Raw genomic sequence first — 25264 nt, forward strand, 5'->3', positions numbered from 1 at the left:
CGGGTGTCACGCTACCCGAATCGGCGCCGAACCGAACCTCGGCACCGGGACTTTTCCGCGAGGCCTGCGCCGGGGAGCGGATTCGGGGCCGCGATCGCGGTGAGGTGCTCCGCCACGGCCACCGCATCGACCTGCGCCGACACCTCATGAGTACGCACTGCCCACACTCCGTGAAGTGCGCACCACATGGACACGGCCGCCGTTGCGGCGTCACGCTCACGGGCCTCGCGTCCGCCGAGCAGGTGCCCGAGGAAGCGCTTACGGCTCGCTCCGATGAGCAGCCGGTGGCCCATCGAGGTGAAGACGTCGAGGTGGCCAAGCAGCTGCCAGTCCTGCTCGCCCAGCTTCGCGAAGCCGAGGCCCGGATCGACGATGATCCGCTCGGCGGGTATTCCGGCGCGCCGAGCGGCGGCCACCCTCTCGGCCAGCTCCTCGTGCACCTCGCCGACCACGTCGCCATAGCGGGCGCGCTCAGTCATGTCGGCCCCGAAGCCTCGCCAATGCTGGCAGACATAGTCGACACCCAGCCGGGCGACGGTCCCGAACATCTGAGCGTCGACCAGTCCACCGGAGACATCGTTGACAATGGTGGCGCCGGCCCCCACTGCGGCGCGCGCCACCCGGGCACGAACCGTGTCGATGCTGACGGGCACCGCATCGAGTTCCCGGCGGGCGCGCAGGCCCTTGATCACCGGCAACACCCGGTGGAGTTCCTCCGATTCGGCCACCCGGCGGGCACCCGGACGAGTTGACTCGCCTCCGACATCGAGAATCTCCGCGCCCTGGCGGACCATCGCCAGCGCATGGGCGATCGCGCGGTCCGGGGTCATGTACAGACCGCCATCGCTGAAGGAGTCCGGTGTGACATTCACGATGCCCATGACCCTGGTATGAGACATGGGTGTCACGCTAGCGGTCATCGGGCCTGGTACGGCAGGGGTCGTGCCCGGCCGGCGAGCCGGGGACGACAGCGGCTCAGTGACTGCGGTTGATCAGGCCCATCGCCTCGGCACGGGTCGCCGGATCGCGCAGCTGCCCGCGCACAGCGCTGGTCACGGTCCGCGAGCTGGGAGTGTGCACGCCGCGCATCGTCATGCACAGGTGCTCGCATTCCACGACCACCATCACCCCGCGGGCCCGCAGAACGTCGACGAGGGCATCGGCGATCTCGGTGGTCAGCCGCTCCTGGACCTGCGGACGCCGGGCGTACAGCTCCACGAGCCGGGCGAGCTTCGAGAGCCCGGTCACCCGGCCGTCCTTGGGGGGGATATAGCAGATGTGCGCGACGCCGAAGAAGGGCATCAGATGATGCTCACAGGTGCTGAAGAACTTGATGTCGCGCACCAGCACCATCTCGTCATGAGAGATATCGAAGGTCTTGGCCAGCACCTGTGCTGGGTCCTTGCCCAGTCCCGAGAAGATCTCAGCGCACGCCCGGGCAACTCTGGCCGGGGTCTCCCGCAGCCCCTGCCGATCGGGGTCCTCGCCTATGCCGATGAGCAGTTCGCGGACGGCCGCCTCCACCCGGGCACCATCGAAGCCGACGGGTAGGGGGCTTTCGGCAGCAAGATAGGCCGAATTGTCGATCTCGGTTGACGACACACCTGACACCTTGGCCTCCTGGAAACGACACGCGACGCCAATCCTAGTGACAGTCCTGGGGCCTGGGCCCACATCAGCTGTCCGCCGAAGGCTGAGGTGGAGCGGCCGGCGGGCTCCAGGAACTCGGGGGCTGCCAGGGACCCTGCTGCTCGGGCGGGGCAAGGGGCGAGGACTTCGCGCTTGCCCGGGCGTGCAGCGCTGGAACCGAGATCGGTCCGGTCACCGAGGGCACACGCGAGGGCGAACCTGTCCAGGAGCCGCGCGGCGGATGCATCGTCAGACCGGCGAAGATCCGCGCCACCGCCGCCCGGTCGAGGGTCTCGTGCTCCACCAGCTGTCGCACCAGCTCGTCGAGCACCGCGCGGTTGGCGACCAGGGTGTCGAAGGCCTCCTGGTGGGCGTTCTCGACGAGCTTGGCGATCTCTTCGTCGACAATTGCGGCGCTGCGCTCGGAATAGTCGCGGCCCTGCTGGTAACCCATCCCCAAGAAGGGCTCGGAATCGCCCGAGCCGAGCTGCACGCTGCCCACCCGCTCGCTCATCCCGTACTGGGTGATCATCGCTCGGGCCACCTTGGTGGCCTTCTCGATGTCGTTCGACGCGCCGGTAGTCGGATCGTGGAAGACCAGCTCCTCAGCCGCCCGGCCGCCCATCATATAGGCCATCTGGTCGAGCAGCTGGCTGCGGGTGTTCGAGTACTTGTCGGAATCGGGCATGACCATGGTGTAGCCGAGCGCCCTGCCGCGCGGCAGAATGGTGATCTTCTGCACCGGATCGTTCCCCGGCATGGCGGCCGCCACCAGGGCGTGCCCGCCCTCGTGGTAGGCGGTGACGAGCACCTCGTGCTCATCCATGATCCTCGAGTGCTTCTGCGGCCCGGCCAGCACCCGGTCAATCGCCTCGGCGAGCTGGGCTCGCCCGATGGTCGCAAGACCGAGCCGGGCGGTGAGCAGTGCCGCCTCGTTGAGCACATTGGCCAGGTCGGCGCCGGTCATCCCCGGAGTTCGCTGGGCAATCTGGGCAAGGTCGACGTCGTCGGCCATTGGCTTGCCCTTGGCATGGACGCGCAGGATCATCAGCCGCCCGGCCATGTCCGGGGCCTCCACGGGTATCTGGCGGTCGAAGCGCCCGGGACGCAGCAACGCAGGGTCGAGCACGTCGGGGCGATTGGTGGCGGCAATGAGGATGACCTGCTCGTTCGGCGCAAAGCCGTCCATCTCGACGAGCAGCTGGTTGAGGGTCTGCTCGCGTTCGTCGTGCCCGCCCCCGGTCCCGGCACCACGATGACGTCCGACGGCGTCGATCTCGTCAATGAAGACGATCGCCGGAGCCTCCTGCTTTGCCTGCTCGAACAGATCGCGCACCCGCGAAGCACCGACTCCGACGAACATCTCCACGAAATCCGAACCCGACATTGAGAAGAAGGGGACGCCTGCCTCTCCGGCCACCGCGCGGGCAAGCAGTGTCTTTCCCGTTCCGGGAGGTCCGTAGAGCAGAACGCCCTTGGGGATCTTCGCGCCGACACGCTCGAACCGGGCCGGATCGGAGAGAAAATCGCGGATCTCGCGCAGTTCCTCGATGGCCTCCTCACATCCAGCGACATCGGAGAAGAGGGTGCTGGGGGTGTCCTTGTTCGCGATCCTGGCCTTCGACTTCCCGAAGCCCATCACCCCCCGGCCGCCGCCTTGCATCGAACGCATGATCCACCACAGCACGAGCGCCATGAGCAGGACGGGGACGGCAATGTAGGCGACCGAGCTCCAGATGCTCGGCGTCGGCGTCACTGCCTTCCAGGTGGTGAGCGAGCCCTCGGCGACTCTCTTGTCGAGCCGATCGGCGAGGGCGCCGGTCTGAGCCTCGAGATAGGTCGACTTGTAGCGGGTGCGGGCGGAGTCATTCATCCGGATCCGCACCGTCTGATCGCCTGCAGTGAGGATGACCTCGGTCATCGGCTCGGTGCCGTCGATGAGGCTCACGGCCTGGCTCGTGGGGATCTCGGTATAGGAATCGTTCACGCCGACAAGGTTGACTGCCACCAGCAGCGCAACCAGCGCCAAGGCGACCCACACGAGTGGCCCCCGCATGATCTTCTGCCGACTCGGCATGTGGCCTGGTCACCCACTCCCGGCACCCGGACGGCGCCACCCTCGAATGTCACGCGAATGCCACGCAGGCATCCGCGCAATGACGCCGGTCCGGCGCCTGCGCACCGGCCAGCGCTGCTCGTCGAGACTACCAGCGCCCCGTCGGCCCGCTCAGCTGTAGACGTGGGGGGCCAGCGTCGCCACATCGCGCAGATTGCGGTAGCGGCCCGCGTAGTCCAGCCCGTAGCCGACCACGAACTCGTCCGGCAGGTCGAAGCCGACATATTTCACGTCGACGGGGCATGAGAACGCCTCGGGCTTGCGGAACATGGTGGCCACCTGAAGACTGTGCGGACCCCGGCTGGTGAGGTTCTGGACCAGATAGGACAGCGTGAGCCCGGTGTCGATGATGTCCTCGACGATGAGCACATCGCGCCCGTGGATGTCGGTCGTGAGGTCCTTGAGGATGCGCACGACACCCGAGCTCTGGGTGCCCGAGCCATAGGAGGAGATGGCCATCCAGTCGACGGTGAGCTGGGACTTCATTGCCCTGGCGAGGTCAGACATCACCATCATCGCGCCATTGAGCACCCCTACCAGGAGGAGTTCCTCCCCGGCGTGATCGGCATCGATCTGCGCAGCGAGTTCCTCGATGCGTTCGGCCACCTTGTCGGCGGGAATGAGCACGTGCTCCAGGTCTGCGGTGATGTCAGCGGCGTCCACGAGCGCCAAGCCTATTGCACCGGCCCAATCCAACTCCGGCCGGTCAGCGCCGGGGGCTTCGGCTGCCGGGATCGAGCTCCAGGCTGTCCCCGGCACGGCGTACCAGGGCCCCACCGGGCAGATCGATGCCCTTCTGGCCGTGCCAGTCAAGCACGAGACGCAGCACGGCAGCGGTGCGCTCCTGATCCGGGGCAGGTTCACCGAGCCCGGCGAGCCAGGCCCGCACGATCCGGCCCCGCAGCGCTGCAGGACGCGCCTCGAGCAGGGCGCAGTCGAGCCGGGGCAGACCCGATGGACCCTGAGCCGGCAGGCTCACCTTCGTCAGCTCCGCGGCGGCCATCTCGTCGAGCAGATCGGCGTCGGCGCGAGCCAGCTGTGCGGTGCGGGCCAGCGCGGGAGCGACGTCGTGGCCCAGCTCGGCGCTGAGGAAGTCCATCACGCGCGCCCGGATCCGTGCGCGCGTGAAGCGTCCGTCGCCATTCTGCGGGTCCTGCCAGGGATCCAGGCCCCAGTCGGCGCAGGCTCGCCAGGTCTGGGAGCGACGCAGCCCGAGCAAGGGCCGAACCAGCCGCGGGGCCTGGCCGCAGCTGGCGGCCATGCCTGCCAGCGAGCGAGTCCCCGAGCCTCTGGCAAGGCCGAGCAGCACGGTCTCGGCCTGGTCGTCGAGGGTGTGACCCAGCAGCAGGATGGCGGGGCGCCGGCCATCGGGGCCCTGGGCCCGCAGCGCCTCGTAGCGGGCATCGCGGGCTGCGGCCTCGGGGCCGCCGGGACAGTCCGGATCGGCTCTCACCTGCACCTGTCGTGCGGCCAGACCCAGGGATTCCAGCACCGCGACAGTCCGGCTGGCGACCTCACCGGAGCCGAACTGCAGCTGGTGGTCCACGACCACGGCGCCGGCCAGCAGAGCACTCTCGTGACGGCACCAGTGAGCCAGCCCGGCCGCCAGCGCAAGCGAGTCGGGTCCCCCTGAGCAGCCGACCCGCACGCGCAGACCTCGTTGGGTGGCTTCGCGTACGACGGGGCGCAGCGCCTGGACGATGGCCAGGCAGGCTGGGCTGAGGGCGTGCGTGGACATCACGGCGCCCGGGTGGCACCCACGCGGGCGATCCAATCCGCCGGATTGATCAGCTCGTCGAAACTCGGCAGCATCGTCGGCGCCTCGAAGACCCGGTTGAGCAGCTCGATGCCCTGATCCTCGCCGGGTCCCGATGCGATGACAGCCCGGCAGAACTTCGCCCCGTCGCGATATTGGGCGAGCTTGCTGTCCATCCCGATGAGACGCCCGAGCCAGCTCGAAGGCCCCTTGCGGGCGCGACGCCGATCAAAGCCGCTGCGGATCGAGGCGAGCGTGGGCACGACCGGGAGGGCGGCGCGATCCATCATGACATCGGCATGACCTTCCAGCAGCGACATCGCTGCGCCGATCGAGTCCAGTACCTCGACCGTTGCCGGGCTCGAGGCCGCATTGTTCAGCTGTGCGCTCCACGTCATCCCCCGGGCCCGAGCTCGGCGCCAGTTCGTCAGCCTGGCCTCGAGTCCCGTCCACAGATCTGTCTGGGGCTCGTCGTCGATCGCGCGGGCGAGCTGCTGGACGAACCAGTCGAGCAGCCACGGCGCGCTGGCGAACTGGACACGATGGGTCTGCTCGTGCAGGGCCACCCAGGCGCGGAAGTCCTTGGGCACCGCCCCGATCTGGCGTTCCACGGCCATGATGTTCGGCGCGACCAGCAGCAGCCGCTGGCTGGGGCCGAAGGCATCGAACTGGCCGAGCAATCGCGGGGCCACGGCACCGAGCACGACACCGATCGCTTGTCCCCGAAGCGCCCCGGCCGTCCTGGCTGGGGCGCTGACCGGCGGGCGGGCATCCAGGCCGAGCCGGCGCAAGAGCTCCTGGGCAGTGGACACATTGGCTGCGACGATGCCGCGGCGATCCACCACCAGCTCCCGAACCTGCTCGCCGCGATTGGGCAGCCGGGCGGCTTCGGCGACCAGCTCCGGTGCATGCGCCGCTGCCTGGCGAAGATCCGCAACGCAGTCGAGCCGCTCGCCCTGGCTGGCTGCTGGGCCCGCCGGCATGACGCGGCATGCCGTGGCGACGGCGGCCTGCCAGTCGACCCACGGCATCGCAGAACCCATGGAGACCGATCCTATCCGCCGCTCAGCCAGAGCACGGACAGGCGGACAGGGCCGCCGCCAGCCTGTCGAGATAGGGCCGAACATCGCTGTCCGTGATGTGTTCGACGATCGCAAAGGCCACCATCGCCCCGTCGGCGGTGGGGGTATAGCCCACGAGCGCCCCCGACACGTCCAGCGAGCCCGTCTTGGCGCGCACCCTCCCAGCCCCGGCAAATGAGGCGGCGTCGAGGAAGCGAGTCTGGAGCGTCCCGTTCACGGCGGCTACCGGCAGCGCGGCGAGCACATTGCGCAGATCGTCGCGGCTTGCGGCCAGAACGATCGCCTGCGACAGAGCGGAGGTCGTGAGCCTGTCGGCCTCGTCAAGGCCCGAGCCGTCGTTGAGCACGACGCCGGCCCTCCACAGCCCCAGCGAAACCATCGCCTGGTGCAATGCGCTCGCACCGCCCTCGAAGCTGGCCGGCTGCCCGTAGGCGATGGCCAGGTGACGAAACAGCACTTCGGCGATGGTGTTGTCGCTGCGTCGAAGACACTGCTGAACCAGCTGCCACAAGGGCAGCGACGAGACGGCCGCGAGCTGGGTGTCGGAGTTGCCGGCCGTGCGGGCGCTCGGGGTCCCGGTGACGGCGATGCCGTCCGCCCCGAGCTGGTCGGCGAAGGCCTGGGCCGCTGAAGCCGAGGGTGTCGTGGAGCCGGCCCCCTCGTCGACCATGAGCGCGGAGATGTCGTTGACGTACTGCATGTCGTCCGGCACCCATCCGGGGTGACGGCTCGGGCCGGTGAACAGCGAGTCGTCGTAGCCGAGGCTCACCTGGGTGCGCCCGGCGGCCTTGAGGGCGGAGGCGGTCTGGTCGGCAAGCTGCTTGAGGGTGGGCGGCAACACGCTGCCGTACTTGAACGCGGCATCGGTGCTTCCCAGCATCGGATCACCGCCCCCGACCAAGATGATTCCGCCGTCGGGGGCCGAGACCACCTTGGTGGGATAGGAGGTGTCGGGACCCACCTTGTCGATGAGCGAGATGGTGGTCATGAGCTTCATCGACGACGCAGGGATGACCGGGTCATCACCGCGATCGGCGCTCAGCACGGCACCAGAGCCGAGATCACGCACGACGAGCGAGACCTCGGGCGGCACCCCCACCGCAGCCACGGCGGCGCTCACCTTCTGTGCGGAAGCAGGCCTGAACCCGGCCGGAACCGGAGCCGGGGAGATGGCACCGGAGCCATCGGGGCCTGCTGAAGGGCTGCGACTGAACAGCGAAGCGGGCACGGTCGATGCCGCCGGCGGCACGATCAACCCTGAGGAGGTGGCCAGCGGACGCCAGCCAACTGCCGTGATCACGCCTGCCACCACCACGGCGATCACAAGGATGACCCAGTGCAACCAGCGCGGCCTCTTCGAAGAATTCACGCCGTCCTCCCCAAGCGGGTATTGTCAGCGCCATCTTCCCATGCCACCGGGGCAAGCAATCCCCGGCTTCCAATCATAAGGACGCAACGACGTGACCGATGATTTCCGCATCGCCACTGGGCTGCCGCAATTCGGCCTGACCTTCGACATGACGGTCGAGATCCCCAGGGGCACGAAGAACAAGTACGAGATGGATCACAACACCGGGCGCATCCGGCTCGACCGGACGCTGTTCACCTCCACCCAGTACCCCTACGACTACGGCTTCATCGAGGGGACACTCGGCGAGGACGGTGACCCGCTGGATGCCATGGTGATCGTGGCAGAGCCCACTTTCCCGGGTTGCCTCATCCGCTGCCGGGCCATCGCGATGTTCCAGATGCGCGACGAGATGGGCGGCGACGACAAGGTGCTGTGCATCCCCACGGCAGACACCCGGCGCGACTATATGGACAACATCGACGATGTTCCGCAGATGGTCATGCTCGAGATCGAGCACTTCTTCACTGTCTACAAGGATTTGGAGCCGGGCAAGAGCGTCGAGGGCGCCTCCTGGGTCGGGCGCACGGAGGCCGAGGCGGAGATCCGAGCCTCCTATCAGCGAGCGAAGGGCACGCCCTACGAGCACCTCAAGGTCGACCTGCAGTGAGCTGAGGCCGGGCCGCTGGCGCGAGGCACCACCCGGAAGGGGACTCGCAATGGCAGGATGGGCCGGTGCCCGCCTTGCTGCTTCTGCTGTCCCCCGCCGCGAATCGCGTCTACCAGGGCACCAGCCCGCGGTTGGCCTGCGCCGAGCTGGCGGTGACCGCGCCGTCCCCACTGGTCACCGTGAAGGCGCTCACCATCGCAGGAGTGGACTATCTGCACGTCGAGGGACCCGGCGTCGACGCCGGGCTGCTGGCGCACCAGTCGGCCGCGTTCGCCGCCTTCGAGCGGATCGGGGATGTGCTCCGTCCGGTGGAACTGCCGAAGCCGCAGGTGATGGACTCCGACCTGCTGACCATCCCGAAGTATCAGGGCCGGACCAACGAAATGTTCACCCGGCTCCTGCTCCACGTGACGAGCTCTCAGGTGCGCACCGGACGTGAGCAGCTGTCGGTCCTCGATCCGCTCGCGGGGCGGGGCACCACCTTGCTGGCGGCGTGGACCTTCGGCATGAATGCCTACGGCGTGGAGATCGACGAGCGAGCCGTGGAGCAGTTCAGCGCCTTTCTCAAGGCCTATCTGCGCCGCAAGCGTCTCAAGCACTCCGCCGAGGTCTCCCCGGTGCGCCGTGATGGACGCACCCTGGGCGAGCGCTTCGACGCCCATGTCAGGCCCGCCGAAACCACCGCCGGGCATCTCGGCGTGCCCGGCGCCCCCGAGCTGGACCTCACCGTGTTCAGCGGGGACACCGCCGACAGCGCGCGCCTGTTCGGCAAGAGGCGCTTCGACGCGATCGTCACCGATGCCCCCTACGGTGTGGTGCACGGCTCGACGCGGGCGAGCTCGCTGCCCCGTTCCCGCGAGCGGGGCGCCGGGCCTCGCGAGCGCTCCAGCGCAGACCTGCTCGCCCGCGCGGTGCCCGTGTGGGCAGGTCAATTGCGCCCCGGCGGGGCGTTGGGGATCAGCTGGAACACCTATGGCCTGGACCGCGCGGAGTTGGCGAGGATCTGCAGCTCCTGCGGACTGGAGGTGCGCGACGACGGGCCCTGGCTCGACTTCGCCCATCGCGTGGACGCGTCAATCCGCCGCGACATCGTGGTGGCGGTACGCCCGCTGGCCCAGGCTCCTGGAGCAGTGAGCCCGCCCACCCTGACAGCTGGCCCGGCTAATCTCGTGCCATGAGCCGCACCCTGTACCTGATGCGCCATGCGCAGGCAAAGAGTTCCGCGATTGGTGGCGATGCGCACCGCCCCCTGACCCGGCGTGGCCGCGAGGAAGCGCGAGCGGCCGGGGTGCTGCTGGCCGACGCCCACGTGGATCTCGCGCTGGTGTCGGCAGCGACACGGGCCCAGGAGACCTTCGATGCCATGGGCCTGCGCAGGCCCGACGGATCACCGGTTCCGGCGCAGGTGCTCGATGCCCTCTACAACAGCGGGACCACCACCTTGCGCCAGCGGATCGCACAGATCAGCGACGACGTCGACGTGCTGCTCGTCATCGCCCACGCACCCGGAATCCCCGCGCTCGCCACGGAATTCACCTGGGCACATTCTGGTCTCGAGGCGGATTTGGCGCAGGCCCCCTTCCCCACCGCAACGCTTGCCGCCTTCTCGCTGGACGGTTCGTGGAGCCAGATCGGCGATTTCGACGCCTACAGCTATACCGATCCCCGCTCCCCCCGTGACAGCCCGCTCTCGCCGCTGGGGGGGCCACGCACGCCCCGCCTGGATTCGGCGCGAGGGGCGCAGTGAAGAACCGGATCCGCCGCCCCCGCGGCGAGCGCTGGGGCCGGCTCAACCGGCGCTGGGAACAGCTGCTCGCCTCACGCGGCTATGCCAGATGGCGTGCCATGGCGCGCCGTATCTGGGACGCCCCGCTGTGGATGATTCTCATGGTGATGGGTGTGGTACTGGGCAGCATCGTCAGCTATGCCGCCACCCGCTCAACTGGGCGGGCACCCGCCCCCGAGGTGACCACCACCGCGAGCCCCAGCCCGACGCCGCAGCACCCCGCCACCCCCGAGCCGACCGCATCGGGACCTGGGCTGGAGACCTTCCAGGCGCAGGTTGCCCGCATCGAGGCCCGCTACGACGTGCAGATCGGCATCGCCGTCACGGGGGTGTCCCCGGTCGGCTCCCAGCTGACCGCCACGTGGACGGCTGGCTCGATCTCCAGCGCACCGGCCTGGGGCACCATCGACCTGCCCATCGCGGTGGCGGCGAATCGGCTGTCCACCCCGCCGCCCAACTTCACCTATATGCTCACGAAGAGCATCAGCAAGTCATCGTTGTCATCCGACGACGCCCTCAACAGCTTCCTCGGCGACGCCAACGCGGCCGCCGCCAAGACCGACGAGGTGTTGCGCAGCTTCGGCGACCGGGCCACCACGGTGAGCACCTCGAGCAGCCGACAGGGCGTGCCCGCCTTCGCGCAGACCGACTGGTCGGTGAGTGCACAGGCCCGTTTCGCCAGCCAGCTGTGGTGCTCGAGCCAGGATGCCATGATCCGCTCGCGCATGCAGTTCGTCGACGACGAGCACTCCTACGGCTTCGGTCGCACGATCGGCAGCTTCATCAAGACCTCGGAGGGCACCGATGAGGCGGACCGTCCGGTACTTCGCCAGGTGGCCATCGTGCCGAACGACCGGGCCTACCGGGTGGGGGCAGCGCTCGCCGTCATCGGCAAGAAGAATGATCTCGCCGACGCGCGGGCAGCCGCAGATGCGGTGGCCTCCCGGGCCTTCTTCGGTGCCAGCGGCGTGGACGGCGGACACTGCTGAGTGCCCCGCCGACGCCTCGAGGCGCCACCCCAGCCGGGCGGTCCGGCGCGTGATCACCGCGCCGTAACACATCCTTAACGCGGACCGAACATCTCCGAAACACAGGCCCAGCAGGCTATTCCCATGATGGCACTGGAAATCAACACAGGCGACACGGCCTGGGTCATGATCAGCGCGGCGCTGGTTCTCCTCATGACACCAGCCCTCGCGTTCTTCTATGGCGGCATGGTGAGGGCAAGGAATGTCCTCAACATGATCATGATGTCGATCATCTCAATGGGGATCGTCGGCGTCCTGTGGATTCTGTTCGGCTTCTCGGAAGCCTTCGGGAACTCCTGGCACGGCATCATCGGCGACGTCACCCAGTTCGCCGGTCTGCGCAATCTGGGTGCCGACGTTGCCTTCGGAGCCGAGGGGCACCAGATTCCGGGATTGGCATTCGTAGGCTTCCAGGCGGCTTTCGCGATCATCGCAGTGGCCCTCATCTCCGGCGCCCCGGCCGACCGGCTGAAGTTCGGCTCGTGGTCGCTGTTCGTGGTGGGCTGGAGCATCCTGTGCTACTTCCCCGCCGCGCACTGGGTCTTCGCCTTCGATGGCTATGCCTCGGAGAAGGGCGGCTGGATCGCCAACTCCCTCAAGGCCTTCGACTTCGCGGGAGGCACCGCCATCCACATCAATGCCGGCGCCGGGGCCCTGGCGCTGGCGATCGTCCTCGGGCCGCGCATCGGATTCGGTACGCGCACGATGCGCCCCCACAATCTCACCCTCGTGATGCTCGGTGCCACCGGCCTGTGGTTCGGCTGGTTCGGGTTCAACGCCGGCTCGGCCCTCGGCGCCAACTACACGGCCACACTGGCCTGGGTGAACACGATGGTGGCCACCTGCGCCGCCATGGTCGCCTGGTGCGTCACTGAACGGTTGCGCGACGGGCGCCCCACCAGCCTCGGCGCAGCATCGGGCATCGTGGCCGGCCTGGTGGCCATCACTCCGGCCTGCGCCTTCGTCTCACCGCTGGGAGCAACCGCCATCGGTATCCTGGCCGGCGTCGGCTGCGCCTACGCCATTGGGCTGAAGTTCAAGCTCGGCTATGACGACTCCCTCGACGTCGTCGGCGTCCACCTGGTCGGCGGCGTGATCGGCACCCTGGCAGTCGGCCTGTTCTGCAAGGCCGATTTCACCAATGGTGTCAACGGCCTGTTCTATGGCGGCGGGCTCGAGCAGTTCGGACGCCAGCTGGTCGGAGCGCTTGCGGTCGGTGCATGGTCGTTCCTGGTGAGCTTCATCCTGGCTCATCTCCTCAAGGCCACCATCGGCCTGCGCGTGAGCGAGGCCGTGGAGTACAACGGTCTCGACGTCGATCAGCACGCCGAAGTCGGCTACGACCTGAGCCCGATCACCTTCTCAACCCCCCATGTGAATCGCACGATCCTGCTTCCCCAGGACAGCGTTGGTACCGGATCCGACGGCGCACGCGCCAGCAAGGAGGCCTGAGCCATGAAGCTCATCACAGCAATCCTGCAGCCCAATGCGCTCGACAATGTCGAGATCCGCCTTGCACATCTCGGTGGGGTACGAGGCCTGACGATCTCCGAGGTGAGCGGTCACGGCCGCCAGCGCGGACATACTGAGATGTACCGTGGCGCGGAGTACACGATCGAGTTCATCGCCAAGGTACGCATCGAAATCCTGGCCGCCGATGCCGAGGTCGACGCCATCATCGACGCCATCGTCGAGGCCGCTCGGACCGGAGCCGAGGGTGACGGCAAGGTCTGGTCCTCCCCGGTGGAGGACGTCGTGCGGATCAGGACCGGTGAGCGGGGAGAGGCCGCCCTGTAATCCACCGGTGATTTGGAGGCTGGGCCCCGTCCGGGTACTCGGACGGGGCCCAGTTCACGTCCCGGTCGGGGTACCCGAGCAGGGCCAGTGGCGCCAGATGCACTGCTCAGCCGTGCAGCGTACGTGCGACCGATGCGGCGACCTCGGCACCACGACGCACCGCACCCTCGACGTAGCCGTTGAACTTCGAGGCATATTCGGCACCGGCGAACTCCACGCGCCCGAAGGGCGCGGCGAGCTTCTGACCGGTGACACTCCACACGCCCGGCGCGAAGTGCGCCCCATGGCTGCCCTTCGTGAAGGGCTCGGCACCCCAATCGCAGTCGACGTATTCGACCGGCCGGGCGGCCTGCTCACCGAAGACCGAGACCATCGCGTCCTTGAAGACCCGTTCGCGCATGCTCTTGGAGAACTTTGTGAGCATGGAGGCCTCGCCGCCTTCGAAGAAGCCGGTGAGGATGCCGCGACCCGAGGGATCATCGGTCACGTCGAAGGTGACGCGGACGGGACCCTCGTCCGCACTCATCTGGCCGGACAGGCCCTCGTCACGCCACCACGGCCGCTGGTAGACCAGGCAGCACTTGATGACATTGCCCGGTGAGGTCTTTTTCACCGTCTCGCCACGCCACGATTCCAGCGAGGGGGAGTATTCGATGCCCTGCGCCAGCCATGGCGGCAGGGCGATCACGGCGCTCCGCGCCTCATGACGCTGACCGTCCGCGGTGATGACGGTGACCGTCTCACCGCGCTGGTGCACCGCGGAGACCACCTGGTTGTAGCGCACGCGATCCCCCAGCCCCTCGGCAATCCCATGGCACACCTGCCACAGGCCACCGGGCACACGCACCTGGCCGATGTCGCCATTGGCGGCGATGAGATTCTCCATGTCGATGCCCTCGCGCACTTTGACCAGTGCCTGGCGCAGCGTGGTCTTGTCGAGAGAGCTCTCGAAGACGGCTTTCATGGCGGCACGGATGTCCCGGCGCCCGGAGGGGGTGCGCAGATTCGAGTCGATCCACTGGTCGATGGTCTGGTCGAGCCACGTGGCATTCGCCTGGGACCAGGCCAGGTCACTGGCAGCCCGATCCGAGAGCCGACGCAGGCGCATGAGGCCCTGCCCGAGATCGGCGATGGAGAACGGGGAACCGTACTGTGCGCTCATGGCCGAGCCCTCAACGGCCCGGATCTGACCATGACGTACAACGGTGAGCTTGCCAGGATTGGCCGGGACCGTGGTGAGGCCCGCAGCCGCCACGAGCTCGAGCATCCGGTCATGGCTGGGCGAGATCCACTGGCCCCCCATATCGACGACTTCGCCCTGACTGAGAGTGACACTGGCCACACGCCCGCCGACCCTGTCACGGGCCTCGAGGACCACGAGCTGCTCGCCCCGCCGTGCGAGTTCGGTCGCCACGCTGAGACCGGCGAATCCCGCACCGACGATCACGCAATCAAGCACAGTGCCCCCTAGGACCTCGAACCATCTGGATCACGGTCCACACCTTACTTGCGGTACGAGCGCGCCCGGTGCCGGGGAGGACTACTCCTGGGAGGGCCCGGCTCGGTTCAGGACCGGCCGGTAGGGCTCTGCGGATCGGTGGGGGCGATCGCGTCGAGGGACCACGGGAGCAGCGGTATACCGATCAGCCACAGGAACACGCCCGCAGGTATCAGGCAGGTGGCGAGCACATTGAGAGCGGCGAGATGCACGCCGGCGAACCCGCAGGCGATCGTGACAATGAGCGCCACGACGGCCGCACCGACCCAGAGCGTGGCGCGACGGCGGGCTACTGGGCGGGCGGCAAGCCTGAGTCCCAGCCAGCTGAAGCCGAAGACCACGACAATGAAGCCGACAGCCACGGCGGCGATCGGTCCGGGCGCGTTGGTGGGATGCGGAATCAATCCCAGCGCCAGAGCGGAGAAGGCCAGCAACGTACCGAGCACGATGAATGCGCTACCGGCTCGTCCCAGGCTCTCGGCGTAGCGGGAAACCTGGCCGGTGCCGTGCCCCACGCGCCGGGCCTTGGCGCTGATCCGCAGCAGCGCTGCGTAGTCGAACCGCATCTCGTCGTGCCTGAGTCCCGCCTGCTCGCAGAACTGCACGACATCCTCGTGGCGGTATACGACGACATCGGCGGGCACGTTGGTGAGCCAGACGTGAGCGCGGCCGTCGAGGCAGCGCAGGAGAATGCCGCGGTACTCCGTGTCCACGCCATCTGGGGTGGTCACCTGAGTGCGATACTCCGTGAGGAGGCCGATCTGCTCGCGCGCATCGCCGATCGAGAACACGAGATCGTCTAGGCCGTCCATCCCAACGGTGAGCTGGCCTGCGGCAGTGGTCAACCTCGGACCGCAGCCCGTCACCGGGTCGAGATGCGCAATCTGGACGGGTCCTGATTCCTGAGTGACCATGCTTCTCCTTCGCCCGATGGGCACCGGGCCAGCGACTGACGCGGGTGAGCGACTCCTGACCGGCAGGACAATGGAGCCGTCTTCGGGAATCGAACCCGAGACCTACGCTTTACGAGAGCGTCGCTCTACCGACTGAGCTAAGACGGCATGCCGTTGGGCAGCGGGTTCACTATACCGGTCACCCTGCTGCGCGGCGAATTGTGCCCAGAACCACCGAGCCGGGGTCTCACAGCCCGTTGTCGAGCTTGCTCTTGGCCCGCGAGCGGCGCATCCCGGCATCAAGAGACCATCCGCCGGCGCCGACGAACAGCAGGGCCCAGCCGATACCCACCAGGAGCAGGTCGATGTCGCCGGAGAAACCCGCCTGCCCGGCACGGAAGGGGTTGAAGGCACCCCACTTGACGAAGACGAGCGAGACAACAGCGAGTGCGGCCATCACGAAGCCGGCCACCCGTGTGCCGAAGCCGAACAAGACCATGAGTGCCACGAGCAGCAACAGGCCCGCGAAGCCCCAGGAGACCAGATTGGCCTGCGGGACACCGATCCGGGCGACCGTGTCGATCACGGGCTGACGCTGCGTGAGTGCCTGGAACCCGTATACGCCGACCAGAGCCGCAGTGACCAGCCGCAGCACGAACAAGCCGACCGAACCGGCGAACCGGTCGGTGGTGGGCTTGGGGATCGTAGGGGCCACGACATCCGCTTGCTGCTCCTCGGGATGCACGGTCCCCAGCCGCCGATCACGTTCGGCTCTCTCGCGAGCCCGTTGTTCGGCCTCGCGCTGTTCGGCCTCGCGCTGGCCCGCCTCGCGCTGTTGCGCCTCGGGGCGGGCGACCTCCTGCTCCGCAGGCCCCGGAAGGGGCCGGGTCTGCTCGGGCCCCGGAAGGGGCCGGGTCTGCTCGGACCTCGCAGTCGCCTGTACCCGCTCGCCCTCCTGGACGGCGCTGGCAGCCGTCACCTGGCCCTGGGCTGGCTCCGCGGCGTCCTCATCTCGGACCTGAGCCTGCGGGCCCACCGGCTCATTGAAGCTCACACTGTGCGCTGCACGGCGCGGAGTACCGGAAATGTGCGGCGCATCGGGGCGGTCATAGGATCCGTGCCCCAGCTGGTGAGCGCCGGGCCATCCAAGGGGGCCGCCGGCATCGCTCGGCTGGCCGTGCGAGGGGCCGCCATGACGCTCGGGTGTCGAGAAGGCAGAGGGTTGTGTCGGCGGGGTCGGCGCCGGTTCCCCTGGTGCGAAGTCACGGGGCGAGGCCTGTGGCGCGCTGGGTTGTGATGCGGGCATCGGCACGTCAGGGCTACGCTGCGCAGCGGTCGCAGGCCCGGACGGAGCCTGATCGACGGGAGCCTGGACGATGGAAGGCGCCTGCACGGGATGTGCCGAGTCCCTGACCGCTTCTGGAATCGACTGCTGAGGTATCGATTGCTGGGATGATGCCTCATCGGCGTCCACAGGGCTGCTCGGGGAGTCGTACAAGCTCTCGGTTCTGTCAGTCGTACTCACAGGCATGTCCTTTCGAAGTGCGGCCATCGAGTGGCCATGGCTCCACAACCGCCATCTTTCCTGTTCGAGCGCGCCGCCAACAGCACTGACACACCGATCGGGCTGATCCTATGCCGGAGTCGGGCCCCAGTTCATCACCCCAGCCCCGCCAGCTGGATGAGCAATGACTCCATTGCGAGCAGCGGGGGCACATTCGATTCGAGAGCGGCGCGGCATTCGAGGATCGCGTCCAGGCAGCGGACCGTCTGCTCCGGTGTGGACGACCGGGCCGCCCGAGCGACCTCCTCGCGCATGTCGGCATTGATCAGTCCGACCACTCGCACGCGCCGACCATCGAGCCCCAGCTCGCGCCATCCGGTGGCCGAGTGCAGGTCGGTGGGGTCGACGCCATGGCATTGCACGGCAAGCACGTCCCGATACCAGGTAGTCAGCTCGGTGAGGCAGCGGTCGACGGCGTCGCGGCGTAATCGCTTGCCACGGGCTTTCTGCTGGTCCTCCATGTCCTTGAGGGCAGCCCCTGCGTTGCGGGGCCGTGCCCCCTTGGTCCGCATGCCGAGCGCGTCCTCGAGCGCGGTGCGCTCCTTCGCGTCGAGTTCGCCGCTGATCCGGGCAGCCTCCTGCTCGGCCTGGTCCACGAGCTCGGCAGCAAGCTGGAGACAGGAACCCAGGCTCGACAGCCTGCTCGGCACCTGCAGAACCCGATGCCGGTCGTTGCGGGCCGCCTCGCTGCGCGCCAGCACCCTGGCTCGCCCGATGTGCCCCTGGGCCGCTCGTGCGGCGTACTGGGCCATCGCCGGATCGATGTGATCGCGCTCCACGAGCAGGCTCACCACGTCCTCGTCGCGAGGAGTGCGCAGGCCCAGCTGACGACAACGGGAGCGGATTGTCACCACCACATCGTCGGGCGCAGGAGCGCACAGAATCCACACCGTGCGCACCGGCGGCTCCTCGATGCTCTTGAGCAGCGCGTCGGCGCCTCTGTCGGTGATGCGGTCCGCATCCTCGACGACGATCACCTGCCAGCGTCCGAGTGTGGGGCTCATGGCGGCCTTGCGCACCAGATCCCTGACCTCGTCGACTCCGATGGACAGCATCTCGGTGCGCACGAGGGTGACATCGGGGTGGGCACCCGACAAGCTGGTCCGGCAATCCGTGCAGCTGCCGCAGCCGCCTCGGGCACACTGCAGGGCCGCCGCGAAGGCCTTGGCGGCGTTGCTGCGCCCCGACCCCGGCGGCCCGGTGACGAGCCAGGCGTGGGTCATCGAGTGCGCATCGCCCGCGACGGCGCGCCGCAGTGTGGCGACAGCCGGCTGCTGGCCGACCAGCTCGCGCCACACACCGGCCAGCGGCTCACCGGGACCGGCCCCCTGCACCGGAGCAAGGCCGCTCGTCTGCGCTGTCATCGCCGGCTCCCTCCGGACGGGAAATGTCAACTCTCGGAGCCACCGGCTCCGGGAGCAATACTGCCAGCTTGGTGTGACACATCGGCCGGGCCGCAGCCCAGGCCGGGCACGCCCAGGCGTCCCAGGGCGGCACGGATGTCCGCGGCGGTCTCCTCCTTGGGCCTTCGCCCCGCCAGCACGAGATAGGACTGCGGATCTTCGGCAGCCAGATCGAGGAAGCCCTGCCTGACGCGGGCATGGAATGCGCTGTCCTCGGCTTCGAGCCGATCCTTGGCCTGCTTGTCGGCGAGCGCCTCACGTGGGTCCACGTCGAGCAATACCGTGAGATCCGGGCGCAGGCCTTCCGTTGCCCACTGTCCCAGCCCGCGGATATCGTCGACATCAAGCACCCTTCCGGCTCCCTGGTAGGCAATCATCGAGTCGAGATAGCGGTCGCAGATCACCACAGCGCCGCGCCGCAGTGCCGGAAGCACCACGTCGTGGAGATGTTGGGCCTTGTCCGCCGCGTACATCAGGGCTTCGGCGCGTGGCGCGACGAAGCCGGTGGCCGGGTCGAGGAGCAGCTCGCGGATGCGTTCGCCAAGCCGGCTTCCGCCTGGCTCTCGGGTGACCAGATGGTCGACGCCGGCCTTGGACAGGGCCTGGGCGGCAAGCTGTACGTGGGTCGACTTCCCCACGCCGTCACCGCCCTCGAAGACGACGAACCAGCCGGGATGCCCAGTCGTGGAAGTCATCGGTGCCTGGTGTCCTCTCTCGTCAGGCTCCTGGCGAGCTGGGACCGCCGGTGGGCCCACTGCTCACGGAACCGCTCGCGCCCAGCCTGCCCCGCGCCGAAGCTTCGTTCCACCGCCTGCCCCAATCCGAAGGCCTCCTGTGGGCTGAGCTGAGCAAGCCGGGCAGGTGAGGGCTCGGGGCTGCCCGGCGCCGCACAGGCCAGCAGAGCGACGATCTTTGCCAGGGCCCGCAGCGTTCGCGCGCCGTGCGGAAGGAAGGCATGAGCCAGCTCGGCGCGCGACAAGGCGATACGGGCGCTGTCCAGCGCAACGATCCAGTCCTGTGCACCTCCTTGCTCGGACAGCGCCCGGGCGGCGGACGCATCGAGTCGCTCCACCGACTGCCGTACCCGCTGGCCCAGCAGCGCCGAGGCCCTCGTGGCAGGGTCCATCTCGACTGGAGCATGCAGAGATGCCTGGTCGAGCGCGTCGGCCAGCCTCTGGAAGTCACCGCGAAAGTCCACCTCGCCAACGCCCAGGCCGAGCAGGGTCTTGCTCACCGCCAGCTGCGCGGCGCGCCAGTCCTCCACGAGTACGCCGCGCAGTCCGAGCAGCGCGGCCCGAAGACTCGTGAGCGCTTCCACGAGCGGGGTGGTGGTGGCGACGACTCCGCTGCGCACGGTGAGTGCAGCCACCAGCAATGCGTGCAGGTGACTGGCGAACAGGGCCTCGACGAACTGCGCGAGCGTTGCCTCCTCGGGTGCGTCCTTCGGCGCGGCGGGCAGCGGTGCGGCCTTCTCGAGGCAGGAGAACAGCTCGGACAGCGCAGCGATCGGCGTGGCGCCAGCGGCCTCGAGCCCAGCGACCAGGCCCTGCCGGCGTGCCGGCCCCAGACCAGTGGTGTCCAGCGTCATCTCCCGCACCCGGCTGGCGCTCTCTCCCTCTCGCCTCAGCGTGATCCGGTCATCGAGGATTCGCGCCAGGCACTGTCCGTCGAGGTCTTGAAGTACATAGCGGCTGCGGAGCCTGACGATCCGGGTCCTCGGCGACAGCGCGGCCCCTCGCACGAACGGGCGCACCATCTCCGCCACTTCGTCGGGCATCTCGGCATCCGAGCTGAGGCTGGCAGACCTCTCAGCAGGGATCCACGGCTGCCAGCCGGCCGCCCACACGAACCATCCGACCCTCGCATCCGCGGTGGTACAGGCGAATCTCACGCCGCAGCGTCGTAGCCGCTCGTCAGGGGTGTCGAGAAGTTCGACGCTCAGCTGCCGGGGCACCCCCTCGTCCTTGCAGACGAGCTGTCCGAAAGACGGGCTGCCAGCCGGGGCTATGGGCATCTCGACATGCCACGGCATCGCGAAGTACCCGGTCACCGGCTGCTTTGCCATGTCTGCTCCTCGAGTGTCAGTGCCAGAGGTGGACGCCGTGCGGAGGCCTAGTCGCTCCCGCTCGCGGCTGTCGAGGCGGCACCGGCGGCGGTGCGCTTCGTAGCCACCTTCGTAGCAGTGCTCTTCTTCGTGGTGCTCTTCGTAGCAACGCTCGTCTTCGCGGTGCCCTTCTTTGTGGTGCTCTTCTTTGCAGTGCCCTTGGTGGCAGCGGTCGTAGCGGCGCCGGACTTCTTCGCCGTGGCGGGGGTGCGCCGCGCGCTCCGCCGGGCAGGTGCTGGTCCCTTGGCACGCTTCTCGGCGAGCAGTTCGGCGGCCCTCTCCATGGTCATCTGCTCGACGGAGTCGGTCTTGCGCAGGGTGGCGTTCGTCTCGCCATCGGTGACATAGGGGCCGAACCGGCCGTCCTTCACCACGACAGGCTTGCCAGTGGACGGGTCCTCGCCGAGCTCGCGCAAGGGTGCAGCGGCCTGGCGTCCGCGCTTCTTGGGCTGGGCGAACAGCTCCTGGGCCTGCTCGTAGCTGACGGTGAAGATCTCGGCCTCCGCACCCAGCGAACGGGTGTCATTGCCTTTCTTCAGATAGGGGCCGTAGCGCCCGTTCTGGGCAGTGATCTGATCCTCACCCTCACCTCCGACCACCCGCGGCAGCGCCAAGAGCTTGAGGGCATCGTCCAGGCTCACCGTGGCGGGGTCCATTGTCCGCAATAGGCTCGCAGTGCGCGGCTTGTGCTTCTTCGTCGGCGGCTCGTCCTCGGGGAAGACCTCGGTGACATAGGGGCCATAGCGCCCGGCACGTACCGCGATGGCCAGATGGCTGTCGGGATCCAGACCCAGTTCGCGTTCGTCCGTCCCGGAGTGCGCCAGCAGCTCGCGGGCGACGTCGACGGTCAGCTCGTCGGGGGGAAGGTCCTCGGGGACGTTCGCCCGATGCTCCTGCTCGTCCTCGACATAGGTGCCATAGCGCCCTACTCGCACGCAGATGCCCGAGTCGAGATCCCCCAGCGGGAAGGTGGACAACGCCTTGGCGTCGATATCACCCAGCGAATTGACGAGCTCGTGCAGGCCCTCGTGCCCATCGGCGTCCGGCTGCCCGAAGTAGAAGGACTGCAGCACCTGCAGCCGGTCGGCGCCGCCGCGGGCGATCTGATCGAGCCGCTCCTCCAGCTCGGCGGTGAAGTCGTAGTTCACCAGCGATGTGAAGTGCGTCTCGAGCAGCCGGGTGACCGCGAAGGCCAGCCAGGTCGGCACCAGCGCAGTGCCCTTCTTGAAGACGTAGTCGCGGCTGGTGATGGTGCGGATGATCGAGGCGTAGGTGGACGGCCGGCCGATGTCAAGCTCTTCGAGCTTGGCCACCAGGCTGGGCTCGGTGAAACGGGCCGGGGGCTTGGTGCGATGCCCGTCGGGGTTGAGCGCGGCGACCTGCAAGGCCTGCTCGGGTGCCAGCCGCGGCAGACGGGTGGAACTCTCCCCCGGCTCGTCGGTGGATTCCACGTAGGCTCGCAGGAAGCCCGGGAAGGTGATGGTACGCCCCGATGCGCTGAATTGCGCGGTGCGCACCGGCTCTGCGGTGAGACCGTCGAGGGCGACTCGGCGGGCCGTGGTGGCCTCGATGCGGATGCTGGCCTGCTCGCCGCGGGCGTCGGCCATCTGGGAGGCCACGGTGCGCTGCCAGATCAGCTCGTAGAGCCGGAACTTCTCGTGTGCCAGGCCGGTCTGCGCTGGGGTGCGGAAATGCTCACCTGCGGGGCGGATGGCTTCGTGGGCCTCCTGGGCGTTCTTCACCTTGCTCGTGTAGATGCGCGGCTCGGCGGGCAGGTAGTCAGCTCCGTAGAGCCGGCCCACGGCGTCTCGCGCTGCAGCGATGGCCTGATCGGACAGCGTCACGGAGTCGGTCCGCATATAGGTGATGAAGCCGTCCTCGTAGAGCTCCTGAGCCACCCTCATCGTGCGATCCGTGGTGAACCCGAGCTTGCGACCGGCCTCCTGCTGCAAGGTGGTGGTCCGGAAGGGCGCCGCCGGGCGGCGGCTGTAGGGCTTGGAGTCCACGGTGTTGACGACGAAGGCGGCGGATTCCAGCGCGGCAGCCAAAGCTCTGGCGGCCGCCTCGCCGAGGACGATGACGTCCTGCTTGGTCTCGCCCTTGGCATCGAAACTGGCGCCCTGGGCGATGCGCTGGCCGTCGAGGCTGACCAGCCGGGCTCCGAACTGGCGCGGATCGGCCTTCTCGCCGGCGTCCAGGATGGCCTCGATGTCCCAGTAGTCGGCTGCCCGGAAGGCCATTCGCTCACGTTCGCGGTCGACCACGAGGCGAGTGGCAACGGACTGGACACGACCGGCCGAGAGCCGGGGCATGACCTTCTTCCACAGCACAGGGCTCACTTCATAGCCATAGAGCCGGTCGAGGATGCGCCGGGTCTCCTGGGCCTTCACGAGGTCCTCATCCAAGGCGCGCGGATGCTCGACGGCCTCACGGATCGCCTGGGGGGTGATCTCGTGGAAGACCATCCGCTTGACCGGAATCTTCGGCTTGAGTTCCTGGAGCAGATGCCAGGCGATGGCCTCGCCCTCGCGGTCGCCGTCAGTGGCGAGGAAGAGCTCGTCGGCGTCCTTGAGATCCGCCTTCAGCTGCCGGATGGTGGCCTTCTTGTCGGCACTCACGACGTAGATCGGGGAGAAATCAGCATCGACATCGATCCCTGTCCGAGCCCAGCCCTGACCCTTGTACTTCGCCGGGATCTCCGAGGCGCTGGTCGGCAGGTCACGTACGTGACCGCGGCTCGACTCCACGGTGTATCCGGCGCCGAGATAGCCGGCGATCTTCGTCGCCTTCGTCGGTGACTCGACGATGACGAGTCGGCGCGGAGTGTGTACCACGGTTGTCCTTCGATGGGTTGGAGCTGCGCATTGTGGATGGTAGAGCTGCTGCGGTCTGGCCGTCGGCCGATCCGGGTATCGGGTCTGCCTCGCCCGGTCGCCCAGATGCTAGCGCCCCGTGCCATGCGTCCGGCCGGTGCGCCGTTGGCCGATCAGCGCCCCACGCTAGCGCATTGGCGGGAGAACTCATCCGCGCGGGGATCCAACTGGCGGCAGGACGCCTACGCTGCCGGGTCGAGCAGATAGCCCTGGGCGAGGGCCCGACGCAACTCAGGCAGCAGTCGCGCGCGCAGCGCCGACGCCTCCTCGCCGAGCAGCCGGGCCACGGCATCGAGGATTGTCCCCAGGGTCAGTTCGCCGTCACAGGCACCGAGCACACCGGCCAGGGCCGTGTCCACCTGCATGGCGCGTTGCAGGCCGGCCCTTTGCCTCAGGACGATGTGGCTCGGGTCGGCCGCGCCGGGCTGCGAGACGCTCTCCTGGATGACTTCGGGGCTGATCCGGAAGCGTCTGGCCCACAGCTCCTCGGCGTCCTCGTGAAGAAAGCGGCGGGCGCGCAGCTCACGCGAGACAGCGGGACCGACGGGCGAAGCGATCTGGTAGGGCCACTGTTCGATGGTCACCTCGGTGGGGCCAACGCCGCTGTTGCGGAGCATGATCCAGCCCATTCCCACGCCGGTGATGTCCAGCGACTCGAAGTAGTCGAGCCACTCCTGGTAGCGGCGCGCCCAGCTGGGGTCACCGTCCAGGCCGGCATCGGTGAGCCACAACTCGATGTACTGGTATATGTCGAGTCGCTCGCGCTGCACGACCCACAGCTGGTATCCGGTGTCCGGGACCCATGCAGCGAGCCTCTCCTGCCAGCTGCGCTGAGGACTCTCTGCCCAGTTCGCCAGCACCTGGAGTGTGCCTGTGGGGGCAAGGCGAGCAACGGCGCCGCGCACCACCGCTCGCACCAGGCCGTCGCCCTCGAAGCCAGCCTCGCGATAGGCGAGCCGGCTGTCCTCGGGAACCGGGGGGCTCATGACATAGGGCGGATTGCTGACGATGAGTTCGAAGCGCTCGTCGCTGACCGGCTCGTAGAGGCTTCCGGCCCGCACATCGACGTCGAGGCGATTGAGCTGTGCGGTGAGCTGGGCCATCCGGACAGCTCGGGGGTTGAGATCAGTGGCCACCACCCTGGCACAGTGCCGGGCCAGGTGAAGAGCCTGGATTCCGCAGCCGGTGCCCAGGTCCAGCGCACTGCCCAGGCGGTCGGGAATGGTCAGCTGGGCCAGCGAGATGGACGCGGGGCTGACGCTCAGGACATAGTCGGGCCGGGTGCGTGTCGTGGTGTGGTCCATGCCGGGAACCGGGTCGGCGGCCACCCAGCCCGACCATGCGCCGAGCTCGTCCTCGAAGGCAATCGGGCGCACGTCGACGAGGGCGCGCAGCTGTTCGGTTGCGCTCGGCGAGGGGCGTGCCGGCCCCAGGATGCCGGCCTCGAGCAGCGCGGTCACGTCGAGCACATCGTCCAGGGCTTGACGTGGCACCGTCTGCTGCAGTGGGAAGAGCTTGATGAGCAGGGCCAGGGGATCGTCGTCCGCGCCGAGCCGGCTGAGCCCGGGAACGGTGCAGTTGCGTGTCAGGCCGGCATGGCCCTCCGGCCCGAGCCGCTCACGCATTGCCTGCTCACAATAGCCGGCGCGCTCGAGGTCATCGCGCAGTCTCGCCACGTGGGTCTTGGTCGCCATGAGCCCACTGTGACACGACTGAG

Annotated in this window: 21 protein-coding genes and 1 tRNA gene; 6 read left to right on the plus strand and 16 right to left on the minus strand. The window is 68.2% G+C overall.

Annotated elements, in window-relative coordinates; translation table 11 throughout:
• Positions 1-11: 11 nt before the first annotated feature.
• The 7 genes from folP to dacB form a co-directional block, all read right to left on the minus strand.
• Positions 12-899 carry a dihydropteroate synthase gene (gene folP, locus BMX93_RS05890; RefSeq protein WP_218139238.1) on the minus strand — a complete coding sequence of 296 codons (888 nt, stop codon included), beginning with the start codon at positions 897-899 and terminating at the stop codon, positions 12-14.
• A 76-nt stretch (positions 900-975) separates the two neighbouring features.
• The gene (gene folE / locus BMX93_RS05895; RefSeq protein ID WP_218139240.1) at positions 976-1587 is read right to left on the minus strand and encodes a GTP cyclohydrolase I FolE; all 612 of its coding nucleotides are present in this window, start codon (positions 1585-1587) and stop codon (positions 976-978) included.
• A gap of 88 nt (positions 1588-1675) precedes the next feature.
• Complete coding sequence (ftsH, locus tag BMX93_RS05900; RefSeq protein WP_091968986.1) at positions 1676-3706, minus strand: ATP-dependent zinc metalloprotease FtsH; 2031 nt, start codon at positions 3704-3706, stop codon at positions 1676-1678.
• A gap of 150 nt (positions 3707-3856) precedes the next feature.
• Positions 3857-4408 (minus strand): hypoxanthine phosphoribosyltransferase, encoded by a 552-nt coding sequence (gene hpt, locus BMX93_RS05905; protein ID WP_091968988.1) that lies wholly within the window; start codon positions 4406-4408, stop codon positions 3857-3859.
• A gap of 43 nt (positions 4409-4451) precedes the next feature.
• Positions 4452-5483: a tRNA lysidine(34) synthetase TilS gene (gene tilS, locus BMX93_RS05910; RefSeq protein WP_091968990.1), complete on the minus strand. Its 1032-nt coding sequence runs from the start codon at positions 5481-5483 to the stop codon at positions 4452-4454.
• Positions 5483-6544 carry a zinc-dependent metalloprotease gene (locus tag BMX93_RS05915; protein WP_177170091.1) on the minus strand — a complete coding sequence of 354 codons (1062 nt, stop codon included), beginning with the start codon at positions 6542-6544 and terminating at the stop codon, positions 5483-5485. The genes tilS and BMX93_RS05915 overlap by 1 nt, the downstream gene beginning before the upstream one ends.
• 22 nt (positions 6545-6566) lie before the next feature.
• Positions 6567-7952, minus strand: a complete 1386-nt coding sequence (gene dacB, locus BMX93_RS05920) for a D-alanyl-D-alanine carboxypeptidase/D-alanyl-D-alanine endopeptidase (protein ID WP_091968993.1) — start codon at positions 7950-7952, stop codon at positions 6567-6569.
• A gap of 91 nt (positions 7953-8043) precedes the next feature.
• Between dacB and BMX93_RS05925 the strand changes: the two genes are divergently transcribed.
• The 6 genes from BMX93_RS05925 to BMX93_RS05950 all read left to right on the plus strand — a co-directional run bounded on the left by BMX93_RS05925 (position 8044) and on the right by BMX93_RS05950 (position 13212).
• On the plus strand, positions 8044-8601 hold the full coding sequence (locus BMX93_RS05925) for an inorganic diphosphatase (RefSeq protein WP_425438763.1): 558 nt from the start codon (positions 8044-8046) through the stop codon (positions 8599-8601).
• Between the two features lie 65 nt (positions 8602-8666).
• Entirely contained in the window at positions 8667-9779 is a 1113-nt protein-coding gene (locus BMX93_RS05930; protein ID WP_143052828.1) for a TRM11 family SAM-dependent methyltransferase, read from the plus strand.
• The gene (locus BMX93_RS05935; RefSeq protein ID WP_091968995.1) at positions 9776-10348 is read left to right on the plus strand and encodes a SixA phosphatase family protein; all 573 of its coding nucleotides are present in this window, start codon (positions 9776-9778) and stop codon (positions 10346-10348) included. Before BMX93_RS05930 ends, BMX93_RS05935 begins: the two co-directional genes overlap by 4 nt.
• On the plus strand, positions 10345-11376 hold the full coding sequence (locus BMX93_RS05940; RefSeq protein WP_091968997.1) for a hypothetical protein: 1032 nt from the start codon (positions 10345-10347) through the stop codon (positions 11374-11376). Before BMX93_RS05935 ends, BMX93_RS05940 begins: the two co-directional genes overlap by 4 nt.
• A 123-nt stretch (positions 11377-11499) precedes the next feature.
• Entirely contained in the window at positions 11500-12867 is a 1368-nt protein-coding gene (locus tag BMX93_RS05945) for an ammonium transporter (RefSeq protein ID WP_218139239.1), read from the plus strand.
• Between the two features lie 3 nt (positions 12868-12870).
• A complete protein-coding gene (locus BMX93_RS05950) occupies positions 12871-13212 on the plus strand; it encodes a P-II family nitrogen regulator (protein WP_091968999.1) in 342 nt (113 codons plus the stop codon).
• 106 nt (positions 13213-13318) lie between these two features.
• On the opposite strand, the gene BMX93_RS05955 is transcribed toward BMX93_RS05950, so the two are convergent.
• The 9 genes from BMX93_RS05955 to BMX93_RS05995 form a co-directional block, all read right to left on the minus strand.
• Positions 13319-14671 carry a flavin monoamine oxidase family protein gene (locus BMX93_RS05955; protein ID WP_091969001.1) on the minus strand — a complete coding sequence of 451 codons (1353 nt, stop codon included), beginning with the start codon at positions 14669-14671 and terminating at the stop codon, positions 13319-13321.
• Positions 14672-14778: 107 nt separating this feature from the next.
• Positions 14779-15624, minus strand: a complete 846-nt coding sequence (locus tag BMX93_RS05960; protein ID WP_091969003.1) for a hypothetical protein — start codon at positions 15622-15624, stop codon at positions 14779-14781.
• Positions 15625-15695: 71 nt separating this feature from the next.
• A tRNA-Thr gene (locus tag BMX93_RS05965) sits at positions 15696-15771 on the minus strand.
• A gap of 79 nt (positions 15772-15850) precedes the next feature.
• Entirely contained in the window at positions 15851-16639 is a 789-nt protein-coding gene (locus BMX93_RS12890; protein ID WP_091969005.1) for a DoxX family protein, read from the minus strand.
• A gap of 623 nt (positions 16640-17262) precedes the next feature.
• Complete coding sequence (locus BMX93_RS05975) at positions 17263-18531, minus strand: DNA polymerase III subunit delta' (protein ID WP_091969007.1); 1269 nt, start codon at positions 18529-18531, stop codon at positions 17263-17265.
• Between the two features lie 26 nt (positions 18532-18557).
• Positions 18558-19265 carry a dTMP kinase gene (gene tmk / locus BMX93_RS05980; RefSeq protein ID WP_091969009.1) on the minus strand — a complete coding sequence of 236 codons (708 nt, stop codon included), beginning with the start codon at positions 19263-19265 and terminating at the stop codon, positions 18558-18560.
• Positions 19262-20635 (minus strand): hypothetical protein, encoded by a 1374-nt coding sequence (locus BMX93_RS05985; protein WP_091969011.1) that lies wholly within the window; start codon positions 20633-20635, stop codon positions 19262-19264. Before BMX93_RS05985 ends, tmk begins: the two co-directional genes overlap by 4 nt.
• A 47-nt stretch (positions 20636-20682) precedes the next feature.
• Positions 20683-23508 (minus strand): type I DNA topoisomerase, encoded by a 2826-nt coding sequence (gene topA, locus BMX93_RS05990; RefSeq protein ID WP_091969013.1) that lies wholly within the window; start codon positions 23506-23508, stop codon positions 20683-20685.
• A 221-nt stretch (positions 23509-23729) separates the two neighbouring features.
• Positions 23730-25241, minus strand: coding sequence for a DUF7059 domain-containing protein (locus tag BMX93_RS05995; protein WP_091969015.1), 1512 nt, complete (start codon positions 25239-25241; stop codon positions 23730-23732).
• Between the last annotated feature and the right edge of the window lie 23 nt (positions 25242-25264).

Source organism: Propionibacterium cyclohexanicum, from assembly GCF_900111365.1.
GTDB lineage: Bacteria > Actinomycetota > Actinomycetes > Propionibacteriales > Propionibacteriaceae > Propionibacterium > Propionibacterium cyclohexanicum.

What these genes read in the sequence shown, in the direction of transcription:
- BMX93_RS05950 (WP_091968999.1), top strand. Translation starts at nt 12,871, where the DNA reads ATGAAGCTCATCACAGCAATCCTGCAGCCCAATGCGCTCGACAATGTC.
- tmk (WP_091969009.1), bottom strand. Translation starts at nt 19,265, where the DNA reads ATGACTTCCACGACTGGGCATCCCGGCTGGTTCGTCGTCTTCGAGGGC.
- BMX93_RS05960 (WP_091969003.1), bottom strand. Translation starts at nt 15,624, where the DNA reads ATGGTCACTCAGGAATCAGGACCCGTCCAGATTGCGCATCTCGACCCG.
- BMX93_RS05935 (WP_091968995.1), top strand. Translation starts at nt 9,776, where the DNA reads ATGAGCCGCACCCTGTACCTGATGCGCCATGCGCAGGCAAAGAGTTCC.
- BMX93_RS05945 (WP_218139239.1), top strand. Translation starts at nt 11,500, where the DNA reads ATGATGGCACTGGAAATCAACACAGGCGACACGGCCTGGGTCATGATC.
- BMX93_RS05975 (WP_091969007.1), bottom strand. Translation starts at nt 18,531, where the DNA reads ATGACAGCGCAGACGAGCGGCCTTGCTCCGGTGCAGGGGGCCGGTCCC.
- ftsH (WP_091968986.1), bottom strand. Translation starts at nt 3,706, where the DNA reads ATGCCGAGTCGGCAGAAGATCATGCGGGGGCCACTCGTGTGGGTCGCC.
- BMX93_RS05915 (WP_177170091.1), bottom strand. Translation starts at nt 6,544, where the DNA reads ATGGGTTCTGCGATGCCGTGGGTCGACTGGCAGGCCGCCGTCGCCACG.
- tilS (WP_091968990.1), bottom strand. Translation starts at nt 5,483, where the DNA reads ATGTCCACGCACGCCCTCAGCCCAGCCTGCCTGGCCATCGTCCAGGCG.
- BMX93_RS05985 (WP_091969011.1), bottom strand. Translation starts at nt 20,635, where the DNA reads ATGGCAAAGCAGCCGGTGACCGGGTACTTCGCGATGCCGTGGCATGTC.
- BMX93_RS05995 (WP_091969015.1), bottom strand. Translation starts at nt 25,241, where the DNA reads ATGGCGACCAAGACCCACGTGGCGAGACTGCGCGATGACCTCGAGCGC.
- folP (WP_218139238.1), bottom strand. Translation starts at nt 899, where the DNA reads ATGTCTCATACCAGGGTCATGGGCATCGTGAATGTCACACCGGACTCC.